Consider the following 25,169-nt stretch of genomic DNA (forward strand, 5'->3'; position numbering starts at 1 on the left):
GCCGGAGTGTCGGCGCTGTATTTTGCGAAATGACGTCCGGGATTCGGGTATCTGGTATCGGTGCTTTTCCAAGAGCTCGTATAGAAACAATTGGAAACAATTCCGTCGCGACCGCGCCGCGTGCTGGGTTTAAGGCCGCCCGATGAACCGAACCGCACATATCCTGATCGTCGAGGACGACCGCGAGATCGCGACGCTCGTCTCGCGCTTCCTTCGTAACAATGACTTCCGCGTCAAGACCGTGGCGAACGGGCGCGAGATGGATGTCGCACTACGCGACGGCCGTTTCGACCTGATCGTGCTCGACCTGATGCTCCCGGGCGAAGACGGGCTGAGCCTGTGCCGGCGGCTGCGGTCGGACGGCGCGATGCCGATCATCATGCTCACGGCCAAGGCCGAGGAGATCGACCGCATCCTCGGCCTCGAAATGGGGGCCGACGACTATCTCGTGAAGCCGTTCAACCCGCGCGAATTGCTCGCCCGCATCCGCGCCGTGCTCAGGCGGGCCTCTGCCCAGGGGCAACCCGAGATCGGCGAGAGCGTCTTCCTCAGCTTTGCCGGCTGGAAGCTCGACAAGGCGGTCCGGCGGCTGTTCAACCCCGCCGGGGAGCGCGTGGCGCTGACCGGAGCAGAGCTTGATCTGCTGCTCGCCTTCTGCGAGCGGCCGCGCCGGGTGCTGTCGCGCGACCAGCTGCTCGACCTCACGCAAGGCCGCGCGGCTGCGCCGTTCGAGCGCTCGATCGACGTGCTCGTCAGCCGCCTCAGACAGAAGATGGAGAGCAATCCGCGCGAACCGGAGATGATCCAGACCATCCGGTCGGGCGGTTACATGTTCTCGCCGGAGATCGAGGCGGGATGAAGCGTTTCCTGCTGCGCCTACTGCCGGCCCGGGCCGCCGCGCAGATCGCGGTCATCGTCGTCGGTTCGCTGATCCTCGCCAATCTCGTCACGGTGGCCGTGCTGCTGACGCTTCTGCCCGCGGAGCTGCGTCGGGTTCCGCGCTTCTCCTATGTGACCGAGCTGGTGTCGCTGGCTCAATTGCACAATGCGGCGACGACGCCGGAATTGAAGGCCGCCATCATCGAGGCCGCCACCAGGGCAAATCCGCGACTGTCGCGGCTGAAGCCGGGGCAGGGCACGCCCCTGCGCAACCCGAACAGGCATGACGAGGCCTTGCTGGAGCTGCTCGAACAGGACCTTTCCGGCCTCGGGCAGGCGCAACTGCTTGAGACCGATGCGCAGTCCAGGCGGGAGCTGCCGCCCGCCGCAGCCTTGCGCTTTACCGACGGAACCGGGTTGATGGTCGAGCCGCCCGCCATGACGCCGCCACCGCGCGGCACGGCCTTCATTTTTTACCTGATCACGACGCTGGCTTCGCTTGCCATGCTGATCGGGCTTTTGTCGCTCTGGGCGACGCGGGCGGTGGTGTCGCCGCTGTCGCAATTGGCGACGGCCGCCGACCGCTTTGATCCCGATCGCGATGAGGCGGTCTCGCTCGAGCATGGCCCTGTCGAGGTCAAGCGGCTCGCCGCCGCCTTCGGGGCGATGGCGGCGCGTATCCGACGGCTCGTCGATGAGCGGACGCGGATGCTGGCAGCCGTCAGCCATGATCTGCGCACGCCAATCACGCGGCTGCGCTTGCGCGCCGAGGAGATCGGCGATGACGGCAAGCGCCGCGCCATCCTTGCCGATCTGGCGTTGATGGAGCGTATGGTTAGCGGGGCCTTGTCCTATCTGCGCGAGGGACGCGCCTCGGGCAGCATGGTCGCGACCGATGTTCCGGCCTTGCTTCAGACGGTTTGCGATGATTTTGCCGATCTCGGGCATATCGTCGTCTATGAAGGGCCGATCCGCGCCTCGGCCTTGTGTGATGCCGACCAGATGACGCGCGCCGTCACCAACCTCGTCGACAATGCGATCAAGTTCGGCGGCAAGGCGGTGGTGCGGCTCGAGGATGGTGAGGCCGAGACTATCGCCATCGTGGTCGAGGATGATGGGCCGGGCATTGCCCCGGAGCATCGCGAGAAGGTGTTCGAGCCGTTCTACCGGGCCGATCTCGCCCGCACCCTGCGCGAGAGCAGCGGTTTCGGTCTGGGGCTCGCCATCGTGCGCGCCATCGCCGAGGCGCATCGCGGTGGGCTGACGCTGTCCGAGCGGCCGGGCGGCGGGCTCGTGGCGCGGATCGCCTGGCCACGGCACTGGTGAGCCGGCCTGCCGCGGAACGTGCATAGGTTCCGCGCGTTCACTCCTCAGAAGAGGAGATTTCACATGGCGACTGTCAATCGGGCCAAGGAAAGCCTGCGCAAGGAACAGCAGGAGCAGCGGCAGGCCAGTCGCGGCAAGGGCCGGGATGCCGAGCTGCACGAGGCGCTGAAGGGGACATTCCCGGCGAGCGATCCCGTCGCGTCGCAGACCGCGACCAAGCCTGGCGCGAAGAAGCGCGCGCATTGAGGCGTCGTCAGGCCGCGGGAGATCGTAGGGCGATGGTCGCAACGACGGCGAGCCCTGTCGCGGCCTTGAGCGATACGGCAATCCTGGCTTCGATCAGGATTGCGTGCCCTGGCTCGATCCGGACAGGCTTTCCGTCGCAGGAGCCCGTGAAGGCATTTTCCGGCGCGTAGATGACATGGTTTCCCGCGCTTAGCACGGCGTTCTGACCCGTCGTTGCAACGATGAGGTCGATCTCGCAGAGCGCCCTGTCGGCGATCAGGTTCACCACTTCGACCGGGCCGTTCTCGAGGCGGCTGACGATCGGTGTGCCGCCATCGTAGCGGACGGGCTGGAATGGTCTGCGCAGGTCGATCTCGCCTGCCGGGGTTTCGAGGACGAGGCCGCTCCCGGCGATGACGAGTTGCAGGCGCTCATAGCCGGTGAGATCGGAGAACGGCCCGGGCGCGACGATGCCGGTGCGGCCGAAGCGCCAGATCATGCCCTCCCAGCTGCCCGGCGCGGCACCCTCGCGATAGGCGTCGGCGATGTCGATGGTGACACCGCCGCCATTCTTCCAGGGCGTGCGCCGGAAGCTCTCGGCCGGAAGCGGGGTGAAGCTCGCATCGCTCATCGTGCAACCCTTAGAGCATTTTCGAGCGAACTGGTGTCCACTTCGCTCAAGAATGCACCAGATTCATAGGCCGCAGCCAACTCAGCGCGATGCGCAAGGAGCCTGTGCGGGGACCGTGGATCCGGTCATCGGCTGCTAGCCCGAAAGCGCCCTCCCGTAGCACGGCCCTGGTGCCGTGGTTTCCTCCGCCGGAGGTTTTCGAAAGCCGACCTTCGGCCCCGTCCGAACCCGCGCGTCCCGACCGGCATCCGAAACCCTCACAGCAGTGGAACCAGGGCTGTTAAACCAAAGCCCTCATTGAGGTGCCTTCGTCGAGATGCCGTGAGAGATTGTCTGCAATGTTGCAGAGGATCCGGCAAGCGAAGGCATCGGCCATCAAAAAGCAGCCGAAAGGGTCGCTCCGGCCAAGGTTTTATCACGTTGCCGTGATAGCCTTCCTGCATCTCGTCTCGCTATGATCGGGGACCGCTGCGCTCGAACACAGCGGCTGGGCGGCCAAATCGGCTGTTCTGGCCTAGGAAACCTCGTCCCCGGCGGCCCATCACGCGGCGTGATCAGCCGATCATCGGGCATTGGCTCATCGGCACAACTGAGTTTCAATCAGTTCCAATTCAACTCTGACCGGCACGCCGCGCGGCGTGCCGGCCTTGCGGCGAGGCGCGTTGGCCCTCTCGCCGTCCTTCTTGATCGAAACCGGGAGGTTTACGGTGGCGAAGCTTAATGTGAACGGCAAGATGCTCGATGTCGAAGCGGCCGGCGATACGCCGCTGCTCTGGGTCATCCGCGAGCAGATCGGCCTGACCGGCACGAAATATGGCTGCGGCGTCGCCCAATGCGGCGCCTGCACCGTCCATATCGATGGCGTCGCGACACGCAGCTGCTCGATGCCAATCAGCGCGGTGACGGCGGAACAGAAGATCGTCACGATCGAGGGCCTCTCGCCCGATGGCACGCATCCGGTCCAGCAGGCCTGGATCAAGCACGACGTGCCGCAATGCGGCTTCTGCCAGAGCGGCATGATCATGGCGACAGCAGCCCTGCTGCAGGCCAACCCCAAGGCGACCGAAGCCGACATCGCCAGCGAGATCACCAATATCTGCCGCTGCGGCACCTATGCGCGGGTCAAGACCGCGATCCTCGACGTCGTCGCCGGCGGCACGCTCGGCCGCGGCTGAGCCTTCGCCAATTTCGTATTCCCCAGCGCGGGGTCGAACGCGGCAGGTCACCAAGGGCTGCCGCATCCCTCGCGCCCATGCAGATTCGGAGGACGACATGACATCCGCCTCAACCGCTTCTTCCAAGACCCCTTCGTCGAAGACTGGCCTGTCCCGTCGCGGCCTGCTCGCGGGCTCGGCCGCCGCGGCCGGCGCCTTCAGCTTCGGCTTCGCGATCCCGTTCGGGAGCGAGGCTCAGGCGCAAGGCGCTACGCCTGAGATCAACGCCTGGGTCGTGATCCATCCCGATGACAAGGTGGTGATCCGCATCGTCCGGTCGGAGATGGGCCAGGGCACGCTGACCGGGCTCGCCCAGCTCGTCGCCGAGGAACTGAACTGCGACTGGACGAAGGTCACGACCGAATATCCGACACCCGGTCAGAGCGTGGCGCGCAACCGGGTCTGGGGCAATTTCTCGACCGGCGGCAGCCGCGGCATCCGCGAATCCAACGAATATGTCCGCAAGGGCGGCGCCGCGGCGCGCATGATGCTGATCCAAGCCGCCGCCAATGAGTGGAAGGTGCCGGCCGGCGAATGTAGTGCCGAAAAGAGCGTGATCACGCACAAGGCCTCGGGCAAGTCGATCCGCTACGGTCAGGTGGCGGCAGCGGCCGCCAAGCTCGAAGCGCCCAAGGACGTCGCGTTGAAGGATCCCAAGGACTGGATCATAGCCGGCAAACCGTTGCCCCGGCTCGACACCGTCGACAAGACCAACGGCAAGAAGATCTACGGCATGGATCTGAAGATGCCGGGCATGCTCAACGCCGCGATCAAGGACTGCCCGGTCTTCGGTGGCAAGGTGAAGAGTTTCGACGCGGCTGCGATCAAGGCCATGCCCGGTGTCCGGCATGTGCTCCCCGTCGGCGACAGCGCCGTCTCCGTCGTGGCCGACACATGGTGGCAGGCCAAGTCGGCGCTCGACGCGCTGCCGATCGTCTGGGACGAGGGCGAGAACGCCAAGGTCTCCAGCGCGAGCATCGCCGCTTGGCTCAAGGAAGGGCTCGACGCGCCGACCGCCGTGGTCGGCAACCAGAACGGCGACGCGAAGGCTGCGATCGCAGCCGCCGCCAAGACGGTCGAGGCGGTCTACAGCTACCCCTACCAGAACCACGCCACCATGGAGACGATGAACGCCACGGCGCTCTGGACGCCGGAGAAATGTGAGGTCTGGACGCCGACGCAGAACGGCGAGGCAGCGCTGGCGGCCACGGCGGAGGCCGCCGGCCTGCCATTGGCGAAATGCGAGGCCTACAAGATCGACCTGGGCGGCGGCTTTGGCCGGCGCGGAGCTTCGCAGGACTGGGTCCGTCAGGTCGTGGCCATCGCCAAGCAGATTCCTGGCACGCCGGTAAAGCTGATCTGGTCGCGCGAGGAGGATATGACGCATGGCCGCTACCACCCGGTCACGCAGTGCAAGATGGTCGGAGCCTTCGACAAGGACAACAACCTGACCGGATTGCACATGCGCATCTCCGGCCAGTCGATCGTAGCCGGGCTGTTTCCCGGGACGATCCAGAACGGCCGCGATCCGGCGGTCTTCCAGGGCTTGAACGCGCCCGGTCCCGAGGCCTCGATCGGCTATGGCGTGCCCAACCTGCTGATCGACCACGCCATGCGCAATCCGCATGTGCCGCCGGGCTTCTGGCGCGGCGTCAACCTGAACCAGAACACGATCTACCTCGAATCCTTCATGGACGAGCTCGCCCATTCGGTCGGCAAGGACCCGTTGGAGTTCCGCCGCGGCCTGATGAAGAACCACCCCAAGCACCTCGCGGTGCTCAATGCCGTCGCGGAGAAGGCCGGCTGGGGCAAGCCCTTGCCGGATGGCGTCTTCCGCGGCATCTGCCAGACCATGGGCTTCGGCTCCTATGTCGCGGCGGTCGCCGAGGTTTCGGTCAGCCCGGCTGGCCAGCTCAAGATCCACCGCATCGTCGCCGCGACCGACCCCGGCCATGCGGTCAACCCGGCGCAGATCGAGCGCCAGGTCGAGGGCTCCTTCGTCTATGGCCTGTCGGCCTCGCTCTATGGCGAGATCACCATCAAGGACGGCCGTGTCGAGCAGGAGAACTTCGACACCTATGAGGTGATGCGGCTGGAGGCGATGCCGGCGGTCGAGACCGTGATCGTGCCGTCCGGCGGCTTCTGGGGCGGTGTCGGCGAACCGACGATCGCGGTTGCGGCGCCGGCCGTGCTGAACGCGATCTTCGCCGCCACCGGCAAGCGCATCCGTAACCTGCCGTTGAAGAACGCCGATCTCAAGAAGGCGTGAGGCAGCCGAAATGCTGTGGCGCATGGCGCTTGTCGGGGCCATTCTGGGCGCCGGCGGCGTGACGCCGGTGGCGGCACTCGAGCCTTATACGGTCGTCGGCGACGCGATCCCGCATCCGCTTGGCGGCCTTACCGGGAACGCGACGCGCGGCGCGGCGCTGGTGCGCGATCGCGAACGCGGCAACTGCCTGATCTGCCACCAGGGCACGGACGCCTCCGAGCCCTTCCAGGGTACGATCGGCCCGCCGCTGGCCGGTGTGGGCGCGCGCCTCGACGCGGGCCAGATTCGTCTGCGGCTGGTCGATGCCTCGACGCTCAACCCGCAGACCGTGATGCCGCCCTATTTCAGGACGGAAAATCTGCATGATGTCGCCCAGCAATACCGGGGCAAGCCGGCCCTCTCGGCCCAGGAGATCGAGGATGTCGTCAGCTATCTCGCCTCGCTCAAGACGTTCTGAGTCCGGCCTCGACCGCCGCCGTGTCGTCGCGGGCGCGGCGGCCGGCCTCCTGCTCGCGGCCTTGCCGGGCCGCGCGGCCGCGGAAATCTCGCCCGAGCTCGCGCAACTGATCGCGCGCGTCACCGAGGGCATCGTGCCCGAGCGTGGCCGCATCACGCTCGACATCCCCGCTCTGGTCGAGAACGGCAATTCGGTCGATACGCGGATCGTGGTCGAAAGCCCGATGACGGACGCCGAGCATGTCCGCTGGATCCACCTGATCGCCGAAAAGAACCCGTTTCCCGACATGGCGCGGTTCCATCTCGGACCTCGCGCCGGCCGCGCCGAGGTCGCGACCACCTTGCGGCTCGCGCAATCGCAGAAGGTCACGGCGGTCGCGGCACTAAGCGGCGGCGGCTTCGTCCTGGCGGATGCCGACATCGTCGTGACGCTGAGCGCCTGCATCGACGGCGGCTGAGGAGAGCAAGATGACCTTCAACGCCCGCATCACCTTGCCCCCCACGGCCAGCGTCGGCGAGATCGTCGAGATCAGGGTGCTGACACGCCATCCGATGGATCGCGGCGGCCAGTCCGACGGCCGGGGCGGCACGGTGCCGCGCAAGATCCTGAACCGCCTGACCGCGACCTATGCCGGCGAGCCGATCTTCCGGTTCGACATGCATACGGGCGTCGCCGCCAATCCCTTCGTCTCCTTCACGACACGGGCGGTCGCGACCGGCGACATCGTCTTCGAATGGCGCGAGGACGGCGGCGCGACCTACACGCGAACCGCAAAGCTGACCGTGACGTGAGTGGGCGACGACGGTTGACCCAAGGAGCCGTAACGCTCGTGCTGGCCGCGTTTGCCGCCGTCCCGGCCCTGTCGGAGATCAAGTCCGGCACGGAGTTCCTCTCGCCCGACATGCGCCGGCAGCAGGCGGACGAGACCCGCAATCCGGCCTTCTTCTGGGTCGAGCAGGGCCGCGAGCTGTTCAGCCGCAAGCCGACGCCCGACGGCCAGGCCTGCGTCTCCTGCCATGCCAACCCGCAGCAGAGCCTGCGCGGCGCCGCGACGCATTATCCGCAGGTCGATGCGGCGACGGCCAAGCTGCTCAACCTCGAAGGCCGGATCGAGCAATGCCGCGTCGAGCGGCAGGGGCAGCCGGCCTTCGGCTACGAGAGCCCCGAACTTCTGGCGATGACCGCCTATCTCGGCTCGCTTTCACGCGGCCTGCCGGTCGAGGTGAAGACCGATGGCGCGGCCAAGCCCTATTACGAGGCGGGCAAGGCTTTCTTCGAGCGCCGGCAGGGCCAGCTCAACCTGTCCTGCCAGCAATGCCATGACGGCCTTGTCGGCCAGAAGCTGCGCGGCGACACCGTCAGCCATGGCGCGGGCACGGGCTACCCGGCCTATCGCCTCGAATGGAACGATGTCGGCTCGCTGCACCGGCGCCTGCGCGCCTGCTCGCTCGGCGTCCGCGCGACGCAGTTCGACTACGGTTCGCCGGAATACCTTGCGCTGGAGCTTTACCTGGCCGGACGGGCCAAGGGCCTGCCCGTGGAGACGCCGGGCATGCGGCGCTAAAGACCATCCCACCCACAATCGATCTGGTCTTCCGTCATTGCGAGCATGAGCCGAAGCTCAGAGCTTCTTGCCGTCCTTGTCGAACTGCTTGAGATAGGCGGCGAGGTCCTTGATCTCCTGCTCGTTCTTGATGCCGGCGAAGATCATCTTGGTGCCGGGCATCTTCGCCTTCGGGTCCTTGATGTAGTCGGCGAAGACCGCATCGTCCCAGGTCAGGCCGGCCGCCTTATTGGCCGGGGAATAGCTGTAGCCCTCGACCGAGCCGGAAGGCCGGCCGAACAACCCATTCAGCACCGGGCCGATCGTGTTCTTCGCGGTTTCGCCGAGCTGGTGGCAGGCGCGACACTTGTTGAACGAGCGCTCACCGGCAGAGACGTCCTGGGCATGGGCGGAGGTCACGAGCAGCAGCGCTGCGGCAAGGATCGAGGCGTTGGCAAGCATGGCTTTCATTATCTGTTCCTTGTCGGCGGTATGGAGCCGCAAAAAGCGACGTGGCAGTCGATCGGCTTTGAATGCGGGGGCCCGGCCTCGCAGGGCGGCCGTCACGTGAACATGTCCGCGCAGATGGCGTCGTACCAGGCGATGTTCTCGGCCTGGGTCTGCCGGCGGATCTCGGTACTTTCGCCCGGCTGCGAGATGAAGGTCTCGACCGCGGCGATGCGGCCGTCCTTGGGCTCGTAGCGGCCCCCGACCTTGATGGCGTCGTCGGTGTCGACGAGGCTCCAGCAGGTGTTGAGATAGCGCGCCGGAAAGGTCGGGGCGCCAACGAGTTCGCCGCGCAGGATCATCGCCGCAACCTTGGCCTGGTTGTTGGCGGAGAAGGCCGATTTCGGCATGTCGCCGGCATTGCAGGCATCGCCGAGCACGACGATGTCGCTGTCCGCCACGGACTTCATCGTCGCGGGATCGATGGCGCAATAGCCGCCAGCCGGGGCGAGCCCGGCATCGCGCGCGATCGCGCCGGCCATCTGGGCCGGAATGACGTTGACGAAGGCGCAGTTCTCGTAGGTCTCGAAGCCGGTGACGACGGTTCCGGTCTTCGGGTCGACCGATTTGATGCCGTCATGCACCTTGGGCCCGAGCCACTCGATCATTGCGCCATAGCGTTTCTCCCAGTCGGGCATGAAGACGCCCTGCTTGGAGAAGCTCTCCTTGGGATCGAGGATGACGATACGGGCCTTGCTGCGGCCTGTCCCCATCAGCACATGCGCGAACATCGAGGCGCGCTCATAGGGGCCGGGCGGGCAACGATAAGGGTTCGGCGGTGCGATCATCACGATGGTGCCGCCGTCGGGTACAGCGTCGAGCCTCTCGCGGATCAACTGCGTCTGCCGGCCGGGCTTCCAGCCATGTGGCATGACCTCCTCGGCCGCCTTCGACCAGCCGGGCACGGAATCGTATTTCAGGTCGATACCGGGCGAGAGCACCAGCCGGTCGTAGGCAAGCTGCCGGCCATCGGCGAGCACCACCTCCTTGCGGTTCCGGTCGATCTGCATGGCGCGGCTGCGGGCGAGCGCGATGCCATAGGCCGAGGCCAACGCGTCGTAGCGATGAACGATCGCGTCATAGCTCTTGAAACCGCCGATATAGAGGTTGGAGTGGAAACAGGTCTGGTAGGTCTCGTTCTCCTCGACCAACGTCACCGCGATCGCGCCGTTGCTGTCCCTGGCGAGGTATTTTGCCGCCGTGGCGCCTCCCGGACCGCCACCGACAACGACGACGCGCGCCTTGGCCTGACCAAGGACTGCGGGTGCTCCGATCGAGCTCGCGGCCAGCAGCGCGAACGGGCCGGCAGTTACATGACGTCGCGTGAGTTTCATCAGCGCATCCTCCGCAGGGTCAGGGCTTGGGCGTCAGCGAGGCGAAATAGGTAGCAAGCGCTGTCACGTCGTCGCGGCTCAGGCGCGCTGCAATGGCCTGCATCGTCTGGTTGTCCCGCTCCTTGCGAGCATAGGAGTTGAGCACGGCGACGAACTGCTCCTCCGGCCAGCCGACGATCGGCGGAATGCCGCCGGGACTGCGGCCCGAGAGCTGGTGGCACGAGGTGCATTCAGAGGCGAGGTATTCGCCCAATGCTCGATCCCCGGCCGCCTGGACCGGCGCCACTGCGAAAAGCAGGCCGAGGGCTCCCAGCAGGGCGAAACCCGTAGGGCTTTGCGCATGACGCAGCTTTATCCCGTCCCGACCCAAGCGAGACTCCTGTCACAGTCTTCAGTCTGCCGCCCCACAGCCGCAGCTTGAGAGCAACAAACCCGCAAGGCGGGATAATGGTGATAATCACTTTTTTGGAAGAGTTCGAAGGTCTCGCCTTTCACGATCGTGTCAGACCGTCTCGAGCAGGGTCGGCGGCGCAGTCCTTTGCAATACAGGACGACCCTGGAGGCCGTTTTCCGAGGTTCGTGCGATGAAGCCGTCGCCAATCATATCCGTCTGATGTTTCGGATGAAGAATGGGCTCTGGTCGCGCCGTGTCCGGCGTTGTTGCCGGAGAACACGCGCAGCGGAGCCCTTCGCTACACGAGGTGATCAACAGCCTGTGCTATGTGGCGAAGACGAGCGCTCCCGGGCGCTGGATGCCGAACGACCTGCCACCGTGCGAGATCGTTTACCAGCGGGTGCGGCGCCGGTTTCGGGCCTAGGACGTAGACTGCTCTGGCGGAGCATCCGGCCGAAATCCTGAGCCCGCCATGCTCTGAAGCCTATCGTCTATCGGAAAGCGCGGGTGGCGCGCAATTCCGTATAGCGACCCAGGACCGTGTTGACACCGACGGCGAGTAGAAAGACGACCGTTAACAGGGCATACATGCGAGGCATATTGAAGGTCGCGTAAGTCTGGATCACCGCATAGCCCAGACCCTGATTGGCGAGTTTGGTCTCGGCGAGCAGCGTGCCGATGATAGCGACCCCGAGCCCGATCCGGATCCCATTGATGACGGGTGCCCGCATCGCCGGCAGGTAGATCTTGCGGATCATCTGGGCGTTGTTCAGGCGGAAGCTCAAGCCGACCCGGATCAGCACGGTGTCGATCTCGCGCATCGCCGCAGCGATGCTGATGGCCACCGGGAAAAACGACGACAGCGCTCCCATCGCGACCTTCGAGCCGGGCCCCACTCCGAACCACATGATCATGATCGGGAAGAAAATGATCTTCGGCGTCGGCCCGAGATAGTGCAGCAGCGGCTCATAGGCGCGTTGCAGGAACTTGTTGCGGCCCAGAATGATCCCGACGCCGATGCCCGCCCCGCCGCCGATCGCGATTGCCAGGAGCACTTCGCCGGCCGTAACGCCGAGATTGGCATAGAAAGTCCGGTCGACCAGAAGGTGGCCGAGTTCGCCGACAATCAGCACAAGGGATGGAACGACGTCCCGGTAGAGCAGCCCCGAGCGGGCCAGCAGTTCCCAGCACAGCAGGATTGCTGCAATGATCCCGAGCCGCGTCAGTAGCACAGCGCGATCTTCATCCTTCTTGGCAGGGCGAACTCGCGCCCGACCCGCTACGGCGGTCGTCGTCATCGAAACAACACTCCTGCTCGGCACGGATGCCTTCGGATGGAATTGCGAACCGCTTCCATCCGACCCGTCGATCAATCGCGCGTCGATGGGTTAAGACACCAACGAAACCGGTTCAGCTTATCGCGCTCATTTGCGCGGCGGGATCTGGATCAGTTCAGCGAGCTGTTCTTTGGTCAGAGGCTGCGCGGTATATTTCAAGGTCACGGCGTCCGGGACGATCGTCTCCAAGCCGACAACCTTATCTGGATCCAGTGCTGCCTTCGGGAAGAAGTCGTCCCGTGTCCGCCTCGCGATTCTCTCGGAAATCCCGACGAATGACGCATAGGCTTTGATCGCCTCGTCGCTGGAATACATCGCATCGACGGTTTCGCGGTATGCCTGCATGAAGCGCTCGATCAGAGGCTTCTTGTTCTGAAGAACGCTGGTGTTCGTGATCAAGAGGCGAACGGTCTGACTCTTGAACGCCTGCGTGTCATTGCCCGTGGCGATGATGCGAATCTCATTGCGATCGAGTTGATCAAGCCCGAATGGCGGCGCGGCCCAGCCTACATCGATCTGACCGGACATCACCTGCGTCAATGTTTGCGCCGGGCCTCCGGTCGCAGTGAGCTTCGCCTTCAAGCCGTTCTCCTTGACGAAGGCGTTGACAACGCCATGGGTCGAGGAGCCGTTCGTCGAATATGCCACCGTTTTGCCGTCAAAATCCTTCAGCGCTTTAATCGGCGATTCCGCCTTCACGTACCAGAAGAGGTCCTGACCGCCGGTCGTCTCCGCGCCCATGATGCGAACGGGCGCGCCTTTCGAGAACGCCGACATCGCGCCCATGATGCCGCCGGCAACGCCGATGTCGACGCTATTGGAGAGGACGGCCTGTTGCGTCTCGCCGCCGCCCTGGGTGTAGAGCATCTCGAGTTCGAGATTGTGCTTCTTGAAGATGCCAAGACGGGTGCCGATTTCCGCTACCGACGTATCCCAGTTTCCTCGCTGCCCGACGGCCAGCTTGAGCTTGTCTTGCGCCAGCGCTGCCTGCGCCAGGGTCAGGGCGAGGCCCACTGCCACCAAGGCCAATCCAATAGTCCTCGATTTTGTCATCGTGTCCTCCCGTAGCGCGCCGTTCAGGCGGGTTCTTATTGTGGCGGCTGGCTCGCTTCTTCCGGCGACTCCATGTCTTTCTCTGGAAGCTAAATCTTGAACGCCTCCAGTGTCGACGAGTGGAACAGCTCCTCGACCTTGAGCTGCCGCGAGGACAGGCCCTGGCGGTGGTGAGCCTTCAAGAACGCGTCGAGCACATGCCGATTGGGCCCCACGCCATAAGACCAGAAGTCGGAGCCCATCAACGCGCGAGCCGCTTGAAGCTGCTCTTCTATGAAGGGAAGCGTAACCTTGGTCGCCGAGGTATCGCCGAGCTTGGCGAGAGCCAACGCCTTCGACTGCTCAAATGCCTTCAGCAAAGCCGCCGGCAGCCAAGGCTGCTGTTCGACAATGGACTGACGAACACCGAGCACGTGCATGATCGGGAAAATTTTGGTGCGCTGATAGTAGTCCGATGCAGCGGCTGTGGGCTCCGGGAACAGTCTCGCGACTTTTGGGTGCCCGGCGTCGAACGAGGACGGGGAGCGGGGCCCGATAAAGCCATCGATGTCGCCATCGGCCAGCATCTGATTGAGTGAGCGATCGGCTGGCGCCTGCTCCACGCGAATCTCCGCCGGGAGCGCCACGCTGATCTTCTCGGCGCGTCCAGCTTGCTCGATGCCGCCCCGCACCCAGGTCACGTCTGAGGGCTTCACGCCGTAATCGTCCTCGAGCATCGCACGGATCCAGACGCAGGCCGTGAGCTGGTACTCGGGGCAGCCGATGCGCTTGCCCTTCAAATCCTCCGGCCGTGCGATACCGCGGTCGTTGCGGATGAAGATGCCGGTGTGCCGGAAAGCGCGCGACAAGAACGCTGGAACGCCGACATAGGGGTTCGTGCCTTGCGCCGTCTTGACGGTGAAGCTCGACAGTGACGCTTCGCAGACGTCGAATTCGGCATGACGGAAGGCCCGGAAGAAAATCTCTTCCGGGACAAGCTTCATGAAGACCGGATCAACGCCGTCGATCTGGACGGTACCGTCGATGAGCGGTCGATTGCGATCATAGTCGCCGATGGCGATGGAAAGGCGCAGATTGGACAATCGATCCTCCCGGCTGGCGACGATGAGCGCCATGCGATTTTCCGGAATGATGACGCCCTCTGACTGCTAGGACAAAGACTTCCACGAAATGAGAGTGAGACAGGAGCTGTATGGCGACGCGCTCATGAGCCGATGCGGTGCGCGAGTGACCCCAGCGATTCAAGGAGGCGCTCTGTCACCGTAGCGAGAAACCGGTCGATCGCATCCTGCTGCCTAAACGCAGGAAAATTGCTTGGCTTTATGAGATAGAGGGTGCGCTTCAGCGGCAAATCCGAGATCCTCTGAGAGACCAACTCCCCGGCTTGAAGCGCTTCAATTGCCGTGCCGTACGGCATAAAACTCGCGGCAGCACCACGAACGACCAGCGTTCGCATGGCAGGGATCGACTGCGCTTCATAAACAACGCGCAATGGCATCGAAAACTTCTCCGCCGCGGTTTTCAAAAGCTTTTGAACCATATCCCGCTCGCCTGCCTGCACGAGATCGTGGCTGAGAGCCTCCGCCAAGGTGATCGTGGCTGGGAGCTCTTCTTCCGCCACTGGCCTGACGAAAAGCAGCTCTTCCTCGAAGAGCGCCTGCCGATCTATGCCTGGGCGCGGTTCGTCGACGCCATACGCAAAAGCGGCATGCACCTCGCCCCGCTCAAGCGCCAGGACGAGACCATTGCTCAGCTCCTCGACAAGGCTGAGTGAGACGCTCGGTATGAAGGTCTTCGCGTCGAGCAGCAGGTCAGGACCGATCTGGAGCATGATGCTGGGTGTAAGACCCAGAGACAGGATCTCTTGATCGGACCCGGACATCGCCCGGATGTCACGCTTCGTATCCTCGACATCCTGCAGGATACGGTGCGCCCGATCCAGCAAGAGGCGACCAGCCGTCGTCAGCACGACGCCACGGGAGTGGCGCAGAAGCAATTCCGTGCCGAGCTCCTGTTCGAGCTGACGGATCTGGAGACCGAGAGCGGGCTGCGCGACGTTTAGCTGTTCCGCCGCCCGGGTGATATTGCCGACTTCGGCGATCTTGGCGAAATAGCGAAGTTGCCGGAGATTGATCGCAGCCTCCCGGGCGCCTTTTTCATTGAGTGCGATAATGCTGTGCCGCCGGGCACACAGCAAGGTTTAGATATCGAATCGTACGACAAAAGGGATACTTCATCGCGATCTATCGAGCCGGACGGAACCATCGCTCCATTCGCTCGAGCACCACGAAGATCCCCACGCTGACGAGCACCACGAAAATGATGGTCGCGAACATGCCGGGCAGGTCGTAGCGCTCGGCGAGGTCGTTGATGAGCTGCCCAAGCCCGCCGAAATTGATCAGGAACTCGACGCCAATCAGGTTGATCAACGCGAAGATCAGGCCCAAGCGGACGCCGACGAAGATAGTTGGGACCGCCGCGGGAAGCAGAATTTTCCAGAAGAGCTGAGCTTCGGTGAGATTATAGCTGAGACCAACGTTGATCAGGCTCTTTTTAACGCCGTTGAGGCCTTCGAGGGTCTTCAAGATCACAGGACCAAGCCCCGCAGCGAAACCCATAGCGACGATTGTCGCGGCACTGCGCCCGAACACGACAAGGAAGAGCGGATAGGCCAACACGATCGGCGCTGCTGCGGCGGCCGCAATCCAAGGCTCGATCGCAAGGCGCAGAATTCGAAACTTGTAGAGCGCCACCCCGATGGCTATGCCGCAGATGGAAACGAGAAAGCTTGCCGCGAGAGCTTCGGCTCCCGTCAGCATGAGCCGGTCGAACAGATGCTCTTCCTCGAAGAGCCTGCCGAAACTCGTGAACACAGCCGATGGCTGCGGGATGACGAACTGGTTCAGCAAGCCGATCAGCAGAAGCACTTCGACAACGCCAAGGCATAGCGCGACGGTCGCCAATCCGATCAATAGCGGCGGGATATTGAAGCCTTTCATGCCTTAGCTCCGGCCTTTTCGAGCACCGGCCTCGGATTCGGCCATCCCGCGCGAGGCCTCCTCTCGCAAATCGTTCCAGATCTCTGCGACATAGCGACCGAAAGCATCGCTGCCGACAACGTCGCCCTGGCGCGGACGTGGCAAGCGAATATTGACGATGCGCTTCACCTTTCCCGGCCGGAAGGTCATGATCACGACCCGGTCAGAGAGCTGAACCGCTTCAGTGATATTGTGTGTGATAAGAAGCGTGGTTTGTTTCAGCTCTTGTTGAATGGCCAAAACCTTGTCGCCAAGGAGAACGCGCGTCTGCTCATCCAAGGCGGCGAACGGCTCATCCATCAACAGGATCTTCGGCTCGAACACCAGCGTGCGCGCGATGGCAACGCGCTGGCGCATGCCGCCGGAGAGTTCCGCAGGATAGCGCTGCTCGAAGCCGGCCAAGCCCACCATATCGATGAACTTGTATGCGATGTCATAACGCTCGGCCTTGGCGACGCCTTTCACCTCGAGCGGAAACGCGACATTGTCGATGACCGTGCGCCACGGGAATGTCGACTCCTCCTGGAAAACCATGCCGATCGATGGATGAGGGCCAGTAATCGTCTCTCCGCCGACGCTGACTTTCCCTTCATAGCCCCCGACCAGGCCGCCGAGAATATTGAACACCGTCGACTTGCCGCAACCAGATGGCCCGATGATCGAGACGAACTCGCCGCGCTCGACGGAAAACGACATTCCGTCGACGGCCGTGACCCTGCCCTCGCGCGTATCGAAATGCATGGAGACGTTGTCGACAACGAGATCAGACTCGCTGGCGGCGGATGCAGCCAGGCGCAGTTTAGCGGTTGCAGCGGCCATATTGCTTTCGTCCTCTGGCTTATCGACGGTCATCAGAACCTGCGCACCGCCGAGACACGGCTAGAGGCCACGCGTGATCGCGCGAGAGCCGAGGGTCCTTTGGATATGGCGGCATTCCCATCGTCCCCAAACGCGGCCCTTCTTCTTCTGTGCAGCGGCCTGCTTGGTTGCGAAACTAATGATCGGACACCGCCAAGGTCCAAGATTTTCTCGCTTGGCCTCTCAAACTTTTCGAGATGGGTACTCGCCGAACCGGCTCAGACTACAGCACAATCAAAGGCCGGCAGCCGTTGAGGCAATCGGCCCTCGGGCCGCGGCACATAACGGCATAGATGCGCCGAGCCATCAGCGTCTATACTGGCGCCGTCGCAACGATCAGCCGAATCGAAAACTGGATGCCCGGGACAAGCAAGGCGGCCGCTGCAATCCAGACCGAGCCGAAGCCCGAGCTGCCATTCGAGAGCAGCGTAGGGTACCAGCTTCGCATGGCGAACCGCGCGACGCAGCGCTACCTGCAGGCCAAGATCGAGCCGCACGGTGTCAGCCCGGGGATGTGGTATTTCCTGCGCGCGCTCTGGCAGGAGGACGGCCTGACGCAGCGCGAACTCTCGCGCCGCATCGGGACGATGGAGCCCACGACCCTGACGGCCCTGGCTTCAATGGAGCGCGCCGGGCTCATCACGCGAGAACGGGACGACACGGATCGGCGGAAGCTCAATGTCCTTTTGACCGCGAAGGGCAGAGCGCTCGAAGACGTTCTGATGCCCTTTGCGGCGGAGGTCGTGCAGCAGGCCACAGCAGGCTTCACCCCGGAGGACCGCGTCAGGTTCCTCGGCTACCTCGCGGCAGTTCAGCGGAACCTGGGCACCCTTTCGCCGGACGCCGACCTGGAGGGCTGATCAGTCCTTCGCGGCTTCTCCGCCATGCCGGGTCATCCCCGCGGCCATGGCCGGATTGTAGCCAGGCAAAACCCTGGCATCGATCACAACCGAGGCGCCGGCCTTGGCCGCCTTGACCGCCTCGCCGACAGCCTCGGTCAGCGCCTTGGTGGTCAGGACCGGACCGATCCCGACCAACCCCTGCGCCCGCGCGATCGCGGCGATGTCGATGTCCGGCTCGTCGATCCGCTGGCCGATCCACTTGTTCTCGACCGGCCGCTGGCGCTGCTTCGCCACGCGCTCCTGGTGGATCTCGTCATTGAAGAACGATCGATTATTGGAAACGACGGCTACGAAAGGAAGCTTGTAGTGAGCCGCGGTCCAGAGCGCCGACACACCCATCATCGTATCGCCATCGCCCAGAACCGCGACCGGAAGTCTACCCGAGCCTTTCAGCGCGAGTGCGGCCCCCACAAGCATTCCGGGACCGGACGCGATGCCCGCACCGCCATCCGAACCGAGATAGTCGAGCGGGTGCCGGAAATGCCAGGAATCGCCGGCCCAGCCGAGCGGCAGCCGCACGAGACTGATGACTTCATCACGCAGCACCTCCCCGATCGCGGCGGCCAGCGATACGACGTCGAGCGGCTGATCGGCTACCAGCCTGCGGGCCGGCAGCGCGGTCAGCACGTCCGGCTCTTTGCCCAGCCCTACGCCCAGCGCGTCCGCGATCAGGTGCAGGGCGAGGTCGGGCTCGCTCGCCAGATGGAGATCGGCCGGAACCAGGGCCTGATGATCCATGCTCCAGCCATTATGCAGATGGTGATCGAGCGAGATATTGATCACGGTAGCAGTCGGCGGCCCGCCGGCCTGGCGGCAAGTGCCGCCCAGATCGACCCAGTCGAAGGCAACGATCACGTCGGCGGCCCGGATCGCATCGGCGGCGGTCTCGTCGAGGAAATAGCCCGGCTTGGCGGCATGGAGCGCGTGATCCGTCGGGAACGCCGCACCCGTTTTGATGTCGGTCAGTACAGCGGCCTGGAGCCGCTCGGCCAGCGCCACCCGGCGCGCCCAGTCGCGCGTGCTGCGCGAAACCCGGCCGAGCAGCAGGAGCGGGCTCTTCGCAGCGCGCAGGAGCGCGGCCACCTTCTCGATATCGGCCGCCGCCGGGATCGAGGCGGAGACCGGAGCGAAGCGCGCGGGATCGGGAAGAGCGGGCATCTCGTCGAGCCGGGTCTCCTGCATCGAGACGTCGAGGCAGACATAGGTCGGCGCCTTCGGTGTCATTCGGGTCAGGTTCGCGGCGCGGATGAACGAGTCGATCATCGCTGGCACGGAGACCGGCTGATCGTCCCATTTTACATAAGGACGGATCAGCGCACCCTGATCCTTGGCGGTATGGAGCCAGTCGATCCAGGGCCGGCGCTCGGCCGCGTCGACCGGGCCCGTCGCGCCCATGATCAGCATCGGCACGCGGTCGCACCAGGCATTGTAGATCGCCATCGTTCCATGCATCAGCCCGACATTGCTGTGCAGGATCACGCCCATCGGCTGCTCGGTTACCTTGGCATAGCCATGGGCGACAGCAACCGCGTGCTCCTCGTGCAGGCAAAGCAGCATCTGCGGACGTTCGTTGCCGAGATGGTTGACGAGGCTGTCATGCAGGCCGCGGAAGCTCGAGCCGGGATTCAACGCCACATACGGAATGTCTAGCCTACGCAGCATCTGCGCGACCACGTCGCTTCCCCAGACTCCATTATCGGCGGAGGGAATCGGTACGTCGATTCCAGATAGGACAGTCTCACTCATCGGTTTCCTCACTGGCACGGTCTTCTATCGCCGCCGCATCACGCGGCGCGTCGGCTGAACCGGTATTCCTCTGGGCGGAAAAGCGCCGGGACGCCGAGATTCGGTTTGGCTGCAAGCTCGATTGCTTTGGGCGTCGTAGCGAGAGGACGCCCGCCGGGCAGACGGATTGCGCCTAATTGGGCGCGCCACCTTTCAGGCTGATATGGATGTTCTTCTCCTGCGTGAAGGAGATGAGTTCGCCGAGACATTCCTCCCGCCCGATGCCCGACTGCTTCCAGCCGCCGAAAGGCGCTCCGAGGAAATGCTTCGAGACCTCGTTGATCCAGACGAAGCCGGCCTCGGCCTCCATGGCAGTGCGATGCGCCCTGGTCAGGTCGTTGGTCCAGATCGAACAGGTCAGGCCGTATTCGACACTGTTCACCTGTTCGAGCATGGCGGTCTCGTCCGCCCAGGGGGCAACCGCGAGCACGGGCCCAAAGATCTCTTCGCGTGCGATCCGCATGGTTGGGGCGACATCGGCGAAGATCGTCGGCTCGATGTAAAAGCCCTTGCCGAGACGCGGATCGGACGGCGTCGCGCCGCCACAGATCAGGCGCGCGCCCTCATCTTTCGCCGATGCGATGAAACCCATGATCCGCTCGTGCTGCACACCGCTGATGATCGCTCCCATTGTGGTCGCATCGTCTGTCGGAATGCCGGGCACGAAGCGCGCGACTTTCCGAGGCAGCCGCTTGAGCACCTCCTCGTAGATGTCCTTGTGCACGAAGGCCCGGCTCGTCGAGCCGCATGACTGGCCGCACCAGGTGAAGTTCATGCCTGCGACCATCGCGTCGGCGACCTTGTCGGGATCGGCGTCGCCGAAGGCGATCAGCGCGTTTTTGCCGCCAAGCTCCAGCAGCACGGGCTTGATCGTGTCGCTCGCCGCCTTCATCACGGCGCGGCCGGCGCCGACGCTGCCGATGATTGCGACCTTGTCGACGCCGGGGTGGGAAGCCAGGGCCGCGCCGGCTTCGCGCCCGCCCGGCACCACGCTGAAAACCCCTTCGGGCAACAGCCCTTCGACGAGCTCGGCCAGCCGCAACGATGACAGCGGGGCCTGCTCCGGCGGCTTGATGATGATCGCGTTGCCTGCCGCCAGCGGAGCTGCCATCTTTCCGGCGCAAAACATGAAGGGGTGGTTGAATGCGAGAATGCGCGCCACCACGCCGAGCGGCTGGCGGACGGTCAGGTTCAGGGCGTCGGGTCCCATCGGGATGGTATCGCCTTTCATCTCCGTGACGAGGCCGCCGAAGAAGTCGAGCTGCGCGGCCGCGATCGCGGCGTCGCCTATCATCTCCCTGACCGGGTTGCCGCAATTGGCCGCGTCGAGCGCCGCCAGCTCGCGCGCATTCCTGCGCACGATCTCGGCGATGGCCTTGAGAATCCGGCCCCGTTCCAGCGGCACGACCTTGCGCCAGAGCTTGAACCCCGCCCGCGCCGCGACAACGACCGCATCGACATCCGCCGCATCCGCATCCGCCACCGCGCAGATCGGCTCGTTCAAGCCGGGATTGCGGGTCTCGACATAGCGACCGGCGCGCGGATGGTGCCAGCCGCCGCCATAGTACAGACCCCGCCCGGCCGGGGCGACGAGAGTGTCGAGCATGGATTTGAACCTCGCGGCAACATTGGAAGACGCGCGCGACTTTCCCCCGTGCGAGCCGACAGCTCCAAGACTTTTAGGCTTTGGCAGCCAGACCCGAATGGCGGTGACGACCGCTCAGCCGTCGGCGGCTGCCGCCATCTCGGCCTCGGTTTCGTCCTGCTCCATGCCGTCGAGCAGCGCGACTTCTTCGTTCGAAGCGCCGAGCTTTCGCCAGTCCTCGCTCTTGGGCACGATCCCCTGATAGGAGCGCAGTTTCGCCTGCGGCAAATGCGGCTCGATCAGCCCGATCGCCTCGCCGCCCTCGGCGTGCTTGCGGGCAGCGTCGATCATCACACGGCGGAACTGCACGATTGCGATGTCGCTGGCGCCGAGCCGCTCGCTGGTGCGGTCGGCGATCGGCCCCATCGACTCCCACATCATGATGTCCTGGTTGGGAATCCCCGGCACGCCGGTGAAATCGCCGAGCTTCATCGCCTTGCGATCCTGCAGATAGTTATTGGCCTTGTTCCGGATCATCGGCTTGTAGGTCTTGTCGAGGTCGATGCCGACCTGCGCGACGCAGAACTTGCGCCAGCTCTCCTGGTCGATGCAGTCGTCATTCCCCCAGGCGATGAAGTGGAAATAGCTCGAAACATCGTCCTTGGGCACGATCACGGTCGCGACATTGTAGGACGCGTTGGGCGGGATCAGCGCCGCGAAGGGCGCGACGAAGACGGTCAGGCGGATATAGTCATGCGTCTGCGCATTGGTGATCGGCCGGCGTATCGCGGCGTATCGGAAGCCGTAATTCGTGAGCTGCACCTGGATGCGCGGGTTCTTGTCAGTCGAGGGTCGTGTCCAGTGCGTCGCCGTCGCGCCGGCCGTGGCGACGCGCGCCGGCTTCATGTCGGAGGAGTGCAGGCTGGATGAATGGGCGGAATCGATCTGCCCTTCCATGATCTGCGCCCAGTTGACGGGCAGGTCGATCTTGACGATCGAGACCTTGGCCTCCGGCGTTGGCGCCCAGGCCGGAGCCTCGAATTCCGGCATCAGCTCCTTCGGGCCCATATAGACCCAGATATAGCCGCCGGCCTCCTGCGTCGGATAGGCCTTGTGCTGGACCTTGTCCGCGAACCCGCTTTCGGCCGGTTCGGAGACCATCTCCAGCACCTTGCCGTCCACGTCGAACTTCCAGCCGTGATAGAGGCAACGCAGGCCGCATTCCTCGTTGCGGCCGAAGAACAGCGACGCTTTCCGGTGCGGGCAGTACTCTCCCAGAACACCGATACGGCCGTCCGTATTGCGGAAAGCAACAAGATCCTCGCCAAACAAGCGGACCCTGACCGGAGCGCCGTCGCTCTCGACCAATTGCTCCGAGAGCAGCGCCGGCACCCAATGGCGGCGCATCAGCTGTCCCATCGGGGCGTCGCCTTCGACGCGGCAGAGCAGCTCGTTTTCCTCGTGGTTCAGCACAATCGGTTCCTCCAGTTCACGGCCGGGGCTAGCCAGCAGCATATTACTTAGATATCTAAGTCTGAGATTAGTCCGGTTTGAAACGCTTGTCGAGTGAGGCGGGCGGAGGTGAAAATGGCAGAGGAAACAGAGACGATCCGGCTCCGGATCACCGAGAAAAAAGCGGTTGCGGAGGATATATGCTTGTTCGAGCTGCGCACGCCGGACGGCGGGCCGCTGGCGCCTTTCACGCCCGGCGCGCATCTCGGCGTGCGCGTCCCGAACGGGGAAATGCGGAAATACTCTCTCTGCAACGACCCGACCGAGACTGAGCGCTATGTCATCGCGGTCAAGAAGGAGCATGGCGGGCGCGGCGGCTCCGTCAGCCTGATCGAGCGGGCGCAGATCGGCGACGAGATCGCGATATCCGCACCACGCAACGATTTCGAGCTGAAGCCCGGCCCGGCGAGCTACATCTTCATCGCCGGCGGCATCGGCATCACCCCGATCCGCGCCATGATCCAGCACCTCATGGCCACCAAGGCGAAGCCGTTCAAGCTCTACTATTTCACCCGCACGCCAGAGATGATGGCCTTCCGAGACGAGTTCTCCGGGCCGGAATTCCGCGGGAAGGTCGTGATCCACCATGATGGCGGCGACCCCGACAAGGCCTATGATCTCTGGTCCGTGCTGGAGGAGCCGAAAGGCGCGCATCTCTATTGCTGCGGCCCGCGCGGGCTGATGGAAGCTGTTCGCGACATGACCGGGCACTGGTCGTCTGCCGCCGTGCATTTCGAGGATTTCGGCGCGGCCAGGGTCCGCGCGGAGGACAATGTTCCGTTTTCCGTCCGCCTCGCCAATAGTGGCGAGACCTATGCCGTGCCGGCGGACAAATCGATCCTGGAGGTCCTGCGCGAGGCCGGCAAGGTGCTACCGAGCTCCTGCGAGAGCGGCACCTGTGGCACCTGCCGGACGAAGCTCATCGCCGGCGAAGCCGATCACCGCGACCTGGCCCTGGCCGAGCACGAGCGCGCCCGCAACATCATGATCTGCGTCTCCAGGGCGAAATCCCGGGAACTGGTGCTGGACCTGTAGGAGCCCGACGTGAACACCCCCTTGCGACTTGGAGTGGTTGGCCTCGGCCGCGCCTTCATGCTGATGCTGCCGACTCTGGCGCAGCACCCCCTCGCCGGGCTGGTCGCTGCGGCCGACCCGCGTGAGGAAGCGCGCCGGCAGTTCGAACAGGATTTCTCGACCCCGGATGCGGTCGCGCGGACCTATGACGATGTCGAGATGCTCTGCGCCGATCCGGGCGTCGAGGCGCTCTACATCGCCTCGCCGCATCAGTTCCATGTCGAACATGTCCGCCTGGCGGCGAAGCACCGCAAGCACATCCTGGTCGAGAAACCGATGGCACTGACGCTCGCGGATTGCCAGGCAATGATCGAAGCGGCGCGCCTGGGGGGCATCCATCTTATGGTCGGCCATAGCCACTCGTTCGACGCGCCCTATCTGCGCGCGGCCGAGCTGATCCGCTCCGGTCGCTTCGGCGCCCCGCGGATGATCGTCGCCATGAACTACACCGATTTCCTCTACCGGCCGCGCCGTCCCGAAGAACTCGACACATCGCTGGGCGGCGGCGTCGTCTTCAGCCAGGCAGCGCACCAGGTCGACGTGGTGCGCCTGCTGGCGGGTGGGCTCGTCTCGACCGTCCGCGCCACCACCGGCCGGTTCGATCCCGCGCGTCCGACGGAAGGCGCCTACCAGGCCTTTCTCACCTTCGCCGACGGCGTCAGCGCGACCCTGACCTATAGCGGCTATGGCCGCTACGACAGCGACGAGCAGCTCGGCTGGTTCGGCGAACTCGGCCAGAAGCGCGATCCCGAAAGCTATGGCGCAGCTCGCCGCGGGCTCGCCGGCGTCGCGACCCCGGAAGAGGAAGCAACGCTCAAGAACACCCGCGCCTACGGCATCGCCAAGAGCACGACCGGGACACGGGCCGCCCCGGCGGCGCACAACCACTTCGGTCATATCGTCGTGTCGTGCGAAAAGGCCGACCTGCGGCCAATGGCCGATGGCGTCATGATCTATGGCGACGACCGGCGTTGGCTCGAAGCCCTGCCGGCGCCGCTGGTTCCGCGTGCCGAGGTGCTCGACGAACTCCATGCCGCGGTCAGGCGAAATGTTGCGCCACTGCATTCCGGCGAATGGGGCATGGCGACGCTGGAAGTCTGCCTCGCCATTCTCGAATCGGCCGGCTCGGGGCGCGAAATACCCGTCGGACATCAGGTCGCGCCCTGACCGACATCCGGCCAGGATAGGCTCTCATCAAGGAGTTAGAGCAGGATGCGAAAAACCGGTTCCCACTTTTTCGCATCCC

25 protein-coding genes and 1 pseudogene are annotated in these 25,169 nt (G+C 64.3%); 13 read left to right on the forward strand and 13 right to left on the reverse strand.

Annotated features, from left to right (window positions below; all coding sequences use genetic code 11):
• Positions 1 to 142 precede the first annotated feature (142 nt).
• The 3 genes from ACSQ3P_RS19605 to ACSQ3P_RS19615 all read left to right on the forward strand — a co-directional run bounded on the left by ACSQ3P_RS19605 (position 143) and on the right by ACSQ3P_RS19615 (position 2,451).
• Positions 143 to 859: a response regulator gene (locus ACSQ3P_RS19605; protein WP_069688646.1), complete on the forward strand. Its 717-nt coding sequence runs from the start codon at positions 143 to 145 to the stop codon at positions 857 to 859.
• On the forward strand, positions 856 to 2,205 hold the full coding sequence (locus ACSQ3P_RS19610) for a sensor histidine kinase (protein ID WP_436167158.1): 1,350 nt from the start codon (positions 856 to 858) through the stop codon (positions 2,203 to 2,205). The genes ACSQ3P_RS19605 and ACSQ3P_RS19610 overlap by 4 nt, the downstream gene beginning before the upstream one ends.
• A 63-nt stretch (positions 2,206 to 2,268) precedes the next feature.
• Positions 2,269 to 2,451, forward strand: coding sequence for a hypothetical protein (locus ACSQ3P_RS19615; RefSeq protein ID WP_436167159.1), 183 nt, complete (start codon positions 2,269 to 2,271; stop codon positions 2,449 to 2,451).
• 7 nt (positions 2,452 to 2,458) lie between these two features.
• On the opposite strand, the gene ACSQ3P_RS19620 is transcribed toward ACSQ3P_RS19615, so the two are convergent.
• Positions 2,459 to 3,061 carry a HutD/Ves family protein gene (locus tag ACSQ3P_RS19620; protein ID WP_436167160.1) on the reverse strand — a complete coding sequence of 201 codons (603 nt, stop codon included), beginning with the start codon at positions 3,059 to 3,061 and terminating at the stop codon, positions 2,459 to 2,461.
• A gap of 707 nt (positions 3,062 to 3,768) precedes the next feature.
• On the opposite strand from ACSQ3P_RS19620, the gene ACSQ3P_RS19625 reads away from it, so the two are divergent.
• The 6 genes from ACSQ3P_RS19625 (at position 3,769) to soxA (ending at position 8,565) form a co-directional block, all read left to right on the forward strand.
• On the forward strand, positions 3,769 to 4,236 hold the full coding sequence (locus ACSQ3P_RS19625; RefSeq protein WP_436167161.1) for a (2Fe-2S)-binding protein: 468 nt from the start codon (positions 3,769 to 3,771) through the stop codon (positions 4,234 to 4,236).
• A 97-nt stretch (positions 4,237 to 4,333) separates the two neighbouring features.
• Entirely contained in the window at positions 4,334 to 6,544 is a 2,211-nt protein-coding gene (locus ACSQ3P_RS19630; protein WP_436167162.1) for a molybdopterin cofactor-binding domain-containing protein, read from the forward strand.
• A gap of 10 nt (positions 6,545 to 6,554) precedes the next feature.
• Positions 6,555 to 7,001 (forward strand): sulfur oxidation c-type cytochrome SoxX, encoded by a 447-nt coding sequence (gene soxX / locus ACSQ3P_RS19635; protein ID WP_436167163.1) that lies wholly within the window; start codon positions 6,555 to 6,557, stop codon positions 6,999 to 7,001.
• Positions 6,964 to 7,458 carry a thiosulfate oxidation carrier protein SoxY gene (locus ACSQ3P_RS19640; RefSeq protein ID WP_436167164.1) on the forward strand — a complete coding sequence of 165 codons (495 nt, stop codon included), beginning with the start codon at positions 6,964 to 6,966 and terminating at the stop codon, positions 7,456 to 7,458. The genes soxX and ACSQ3P_RS19640 overlap by 38 nt, the downstream gene beginning before the upstream one ends.
• 10 nt (positions 7,459 to 7,468) lie before the next feature.
• Complete coding sequence (locus ACSQ3P_RS19645) at positions 7,469 to 7,792, forward strand: thiosulfate oxidation carrier complex protein SoxZ (RefSeq protein WP_436167165.1); 324 nt, start codon at positions 7,469 to 7,471, stop codon at positions 7,790 to 7,792.
• 14 nt (positions 7,793 to 7,806) lie between these two features.
• Positions 7,807 to 8,565, forward strand: coding sequence for a sulfur oxidation c-type cytochrome SoxA (gene soxA / locus ACSQ3P_RS19650; RefSeq protein ID WP_436167166.1), 759 nt, complete (start codon positions 7,807 to 7,809; stop codon positions 8,563 to 8,565).
• A 57-nt stretch (positions 8,566 to 8,622) separates the two neighbouring features.
• On the opposite strand, the gene ACSQ3P_RS19655 is transcribed toward soxA, so the two are convergent.
• From ACSQ3P_RS19655 to ACSQ3P_RS19665, 3 genes are all read right to left on the reverse strand, one after another.
• Complete coding sequence (locus tag ACSQ3P_RS19655; protein WP_436167196.1) at positions 8,623 to 9,006, reverse strand: c-type cytochrome; 384 nt, start codon at positions 9,004 to 9,006, stop codon at positions 8,623 to 8,625.
• Positions 9,007 to 9,107: 101 nt separating this feature from the next.
• On the reverse strand, positions 9,108 to 10,385 hold the full coding sequence (locus tag ACSQ3P_RS19660) for an FCSD flavin-binding domain-containing protein (protein WP_436167167.1): 1,278 nt from the start codon (positions 10,383 to 10,385) through the stop codon (positions 9,108 to 9,110).
• Between the two features lie 19 nt (positions 10,386 to 10,404).
• Positions 10,405 to 10,755: a c-type cytochrome gene (locus ACSQ3P_RS19665; RefSeq protein WP_436167168.1), complete on the reverse strand. Its 351-nt coding sequence runs from the start codon at positions 10,753 to 10,755 to the stop codon at positions 10,405 to 10,407.
• Between the two features lie 266 nt (positions 10,756 to 11,021).
• On the opposite strand from ACSQ3P_RS19665, the pseudogene ACSQ3P_RS19670 reads away from it, so the two are divergent.
• Positions 11,022 to 11,188 (forward strand): annotated as a pseudogene (locus tag ACSQ3P_RS19670) (IS5/IS1182 family transposase); the annotation flags it as partial.
• A gap of 82 nt (positions 11,189 to 11,270) precedes the next feature.
• On the opposite strand, the gene ACSQ3P_RS19675 reads toward ACSQ3P_RS19670, so the two are convergent.
• From ACSQ3P_RS19675 to ACSQ3P_RS19700, 6 genes are all read right to left on the reverse strand, one after another.
• On the reverse strand, positions 11,271 to 12,077 hold the full coding sequence (locus tag ACSQ3P_RS19675; protein ID WP_436167169.1) for an ABC transporter permease: 807 nt from the start codon (positions 12,075 to 12,077) through the stop codon (positions 11,271 to 11,273).
• Positions 12,078 to 12,203: 126 nt separating this feature from the next.
• On the reverse strand, positions 12,204 to 13,169 hold the full coding sequence (locus ACSQ3P_RS19680) for an ABC transporter substrate-binding protein (protein ID WP_436167170.1): 966 nt from the start codon (positions 13,167 to 13,169) through the stop codon (positions 12,204 to 12,206).
• A gap of 89 nt (positions 13,170 to 13,258) precedes the next feature.
• Positions 13,259 to 14,284, reverse strand: a complete 1,026-nt coding sequence (locus tag ACSQ3P_RS19685) for an ABC transporter substrate-binding protein (RefSeq protein WP_436167171.1) — start codon at positions 14,282 to 14,284, stop codon at positions 13,259 to 13,261.
• Between the two features lie 89 nt (positions 14,285 to 14,373).
• Positions 14,374 to 15,366: a LysR family transcriptional regulator gene (locus ACSQ3P_RS19690; protein WP_436167172.1), complete on the reverse strand. Its 993-nt coding sequence runs from the start codon at positions 15,364 to 15,366 to the stop codon at positions 14,374 to 14,376.
• Positions 15,367 to 15,412: 46 nt separating this feature from the next.
• Complete coding sequence (locus ACSQ3P_RS19695; RefSeq protein ID WP_436167173.1) at positions 15,413 to 16,168, reverse strand: ABC transporter permease; 756 nt, start codon at positions 16,166 to 16,168, stop codon at positions 15,413 to 15,415.
• A gap of 3 nt (positions 16,169 to 16,171) precedes the next feature.
• Positions 16,172 to 17,059 carry an ABC transporter ATP-binding protein gene (locus ACSQ3P_RS19700; RefSeq protein ID WP_436167174.1) on the reverse strand — a complete coding sequence of 296 codons (888 nt, stop codon included), beginning with the start codon at positions 17,057 to 17,059 and terminating at the stop codon, positions 16,172 to 16,174.
• Between the two features lie 299 nt (positions 17,060 to 17,358).
• On the opposite strand from ACSQ3P_RS19700, the gene ACSQ3P_RS19705 reads away from it, so the two are divergent.
• Positions 17,359 to 17,925: a MarR family winged helix-turn-helix transcriptional regulator gene (locus tag ACSQ3P_RS19705; RefSeq protein WP_436167175.1), complete on the forward strand. Its 567-nt coding sequence runs from the start codon at positions 17,359 to 17,361 to the stop codon at positions 17,923 to 17,925.
• Here the strand turns inward: ACSQ3P_RS19705 and ACSQ3P_RS19710 are convergent, their stop codons facing one another.
• From ACSQ3P_RS19710 to ACSQ3P_RS19720, 3 genes are all read right to left on the reverse strand, one after another.
• On the reverse strand, positions 17,926 to 19,713 hold the full coding sequence (locus ACSQ3P_RS19710; RefSeq protein WP_436167176.1) for a thiamine pyrophosphate-binding protein: 1,788 nt from the start codon (positions 19,711 to 19,713) through the stop codon (positions 17,926 to 17,928).
• 172 nt (positions 19,714 to 19,885) lie between these two features.
• Positions 19,886 to 21,358, reverse strand: a complete 1,473-nt coding sequence (locus tag ACSQ3P_RS19715; protein WP_436167177.1) for an aldehyde dehydrogenase family protein — start codon at positions 21,356 to 21,358, stop codon at positions 19,886 to 19,888.
• Between the two features lie 114 nt (positions 21,359 to 21,472).
• Positions 21,473 to 22,852 (reverse strand): Rieske 2Fe-2S domain-containing protein, encoded by a 1,380-nt coding sequence (locus ACSQ3P_RS19720; protein WP_436167178.1) that lies wholly within the window; start codon positions 22,850 to 22,852, stop codon positions 21,473 to 21,475.
• 72 nt (positions 22,853 to 22,924) lie between these two features.
• Between ACSQ3P_RS19720 and ACSQ3P_RS19725 the strand changes: the two genes are divergently transcribed.
• Both ACSQ3P_RS19725 and ACSQ3P_RS19730 read left to right on the forward strand, forming a co-directional pair.
• Positions 22,925 to 23,884, forward strand: coding sequence for a PDR/VanB family oxidoreductase (locus tag ACSQ3P_RS19725; RefSeq protein ID WP_436167179.1), 960 nt, complete (start codon positions 22,925 to 22,927; stop codon positions 23,882 to 23,884).
• 9 nt (positions 23,885 to 23,893) lie between these two features.
• A complete protein-coding gene (locus ACSQ3P_RS19730; RefSeq protein WP_436167180.1) occupies positions 23,894 to 25,090 on the forward strand; it encodes a Gfo/Idh/MocA family oxidoreductase in 1,197 nt (398 codons plus the stop codon).
• Positions 25,091 to 25,169: the final 79 nt, after the last annotated feature.

The organism is Allobosea sp. LjRoot9, assembly GCF_964252745.1.
Lineage (GTDB): Bacteria > Pseudomonadota > Alphaproteobacteria > Rhizobiales > Beijerinckiaceae > Allobosea.

Coding starts and splice junctions, on each gene's coding strand:
- ACSQ3P_RS19605 (WP_069688646.1), top strand. CDS start 143: ATGAACCGAACCGCACATATCCTGATCGTCGAGGACGACCGCGAGATC.
- ACSQ3P_RS19610 (WP_436167158.1), top strand. CDS start 856: ATGAAGCGTTTCCTGCTGCGCCTACTGCCGGCCCGGGCCGCCGCGCAG.
- ACSQ3P_RS19615 (WP_436167159.1), top strand. CDS start 2,269: ATGGCGACTGTCAATCGGGCCAAGGAAAGCCTGCGCAAGGAACAGCAG.
- ACSQ3P_RS19620 (WP_436167160.1), bottom strand. CDS start 3,061: ATGAGCGATGCGAGCTTCACCCCGCTTCCGGCCGAGAGCTTCCGGCGC.
- ACSQ3P_RS19630 (WP_436167162.1), top strand. CDS start 4,334: ATGACATCCGCCTCAACCGCTTCTTCCAAGACCCCTTCGTCGAAGACT.
- soxX (WP_436167163.1), top strand. CDS start 6,555: ATGCTGTGGCGCATGGCGCTTGTCGGGGCCATTCTGGGCGCCGGCGGC.
- ACSQ3P_RS19640 (WP_436167164.1), top strand. CDS start 6,964: ATGTCGTCAGCTATCTCGCCTCGCTCAAGACGTTCTGAGTCCGGCCTC.
- ACSQ3P_RS19645 (WP_436167165.1), top strand. CDS start 7,469: ATGACCTTCAACGCCCGCATCACCTTGCCCCCCACGGCCAGCGTCGGC.
- ACSQ3P_RS19655 (WP_436167196.1), bottom strand. CDS start 9,006: ATGCTTGCCAACGCCTCGATCCTTGCCGCAGCGCTGCTGCTCGTGACC.
- ACSQ3P_RS19660 (WP_436167167.1), bottom strand. CDS start 10,385: ATGAAACTCACGCGACGTCATGTAACTGCCGGCCCGTTCGCGCTGCTG.
- ACSQ3P_RS19675 (WP_436167169.1), bottom strand. CDS start 12,077: ATGACGACGACCGCCGTAGCGGGTCGGGCGCGAGTTCGCCCTGCCAAG.
- ACSQ3P_RS19680 (WP_436167170.1), bottom strand. CDS start 13,169: ATGACAAAATCGAGGACTATTGGATTGGCCTTGGTGGCAGTGGGCCTC.
- ACSQ3P_RS19685 (WP_436167171.1), bottom strand. CDS start 14,284: ATGGCGCTCATCGTCGCCAGCCGGGAGGATCGATTGTCCAATCTGCGC.
- ACSQ3P_RS19695 (WP_436167173.1), bottom strand. CDS start 16,168: ATGAAAGGCTTCAATATCCCGCCGCTATTGATCGGATTGGCGACCGTC.
- ACSQ3P_RS19700 (WP_436167174.1), bottom strand. CDS start 17,059: ATGACCGTCGATAAGCCAGAGGACGAAAGCAATATGGCCGCTGCAACC.
- ACSQ3P_RS19705 (WP_436167175.1), top strand. CDS start 17,359: ATGCGCCGAGCCATCAGCGTCTATACTGGCGCCGTCGCAACGATCAGC.
- ACSQ3P_RS19710 (WP_436167176.1), bottom strand. CDS start 19,713: ATGAGTGAGACTGTCCTATCTGGAATCGACGTACCGATTCCCTCCGCC.
- ACSQ3P_RS19715 (WP_436167177.1), bottom strand. CDS start 21,358: ATGCTCGACACTCTCGTCGCCCCGGCCGGGCGGGGTCTGTACTATGGC.
- ACSQ3P_RS19720 (WP_436167178.1), bottom strand. CDS start 22,852: ATGCTGCTGGCTAGCCCCGGCCGTGAACTGGAGGAACCGATTGTGCTG.
- ACSQ3P_RS19725 (WP_436167179.1), top strand. CDS start 22,925: ATGGCAGAGGAAACAGAGACGATCCGGCTCCGGATCACCGAGAAAAAA.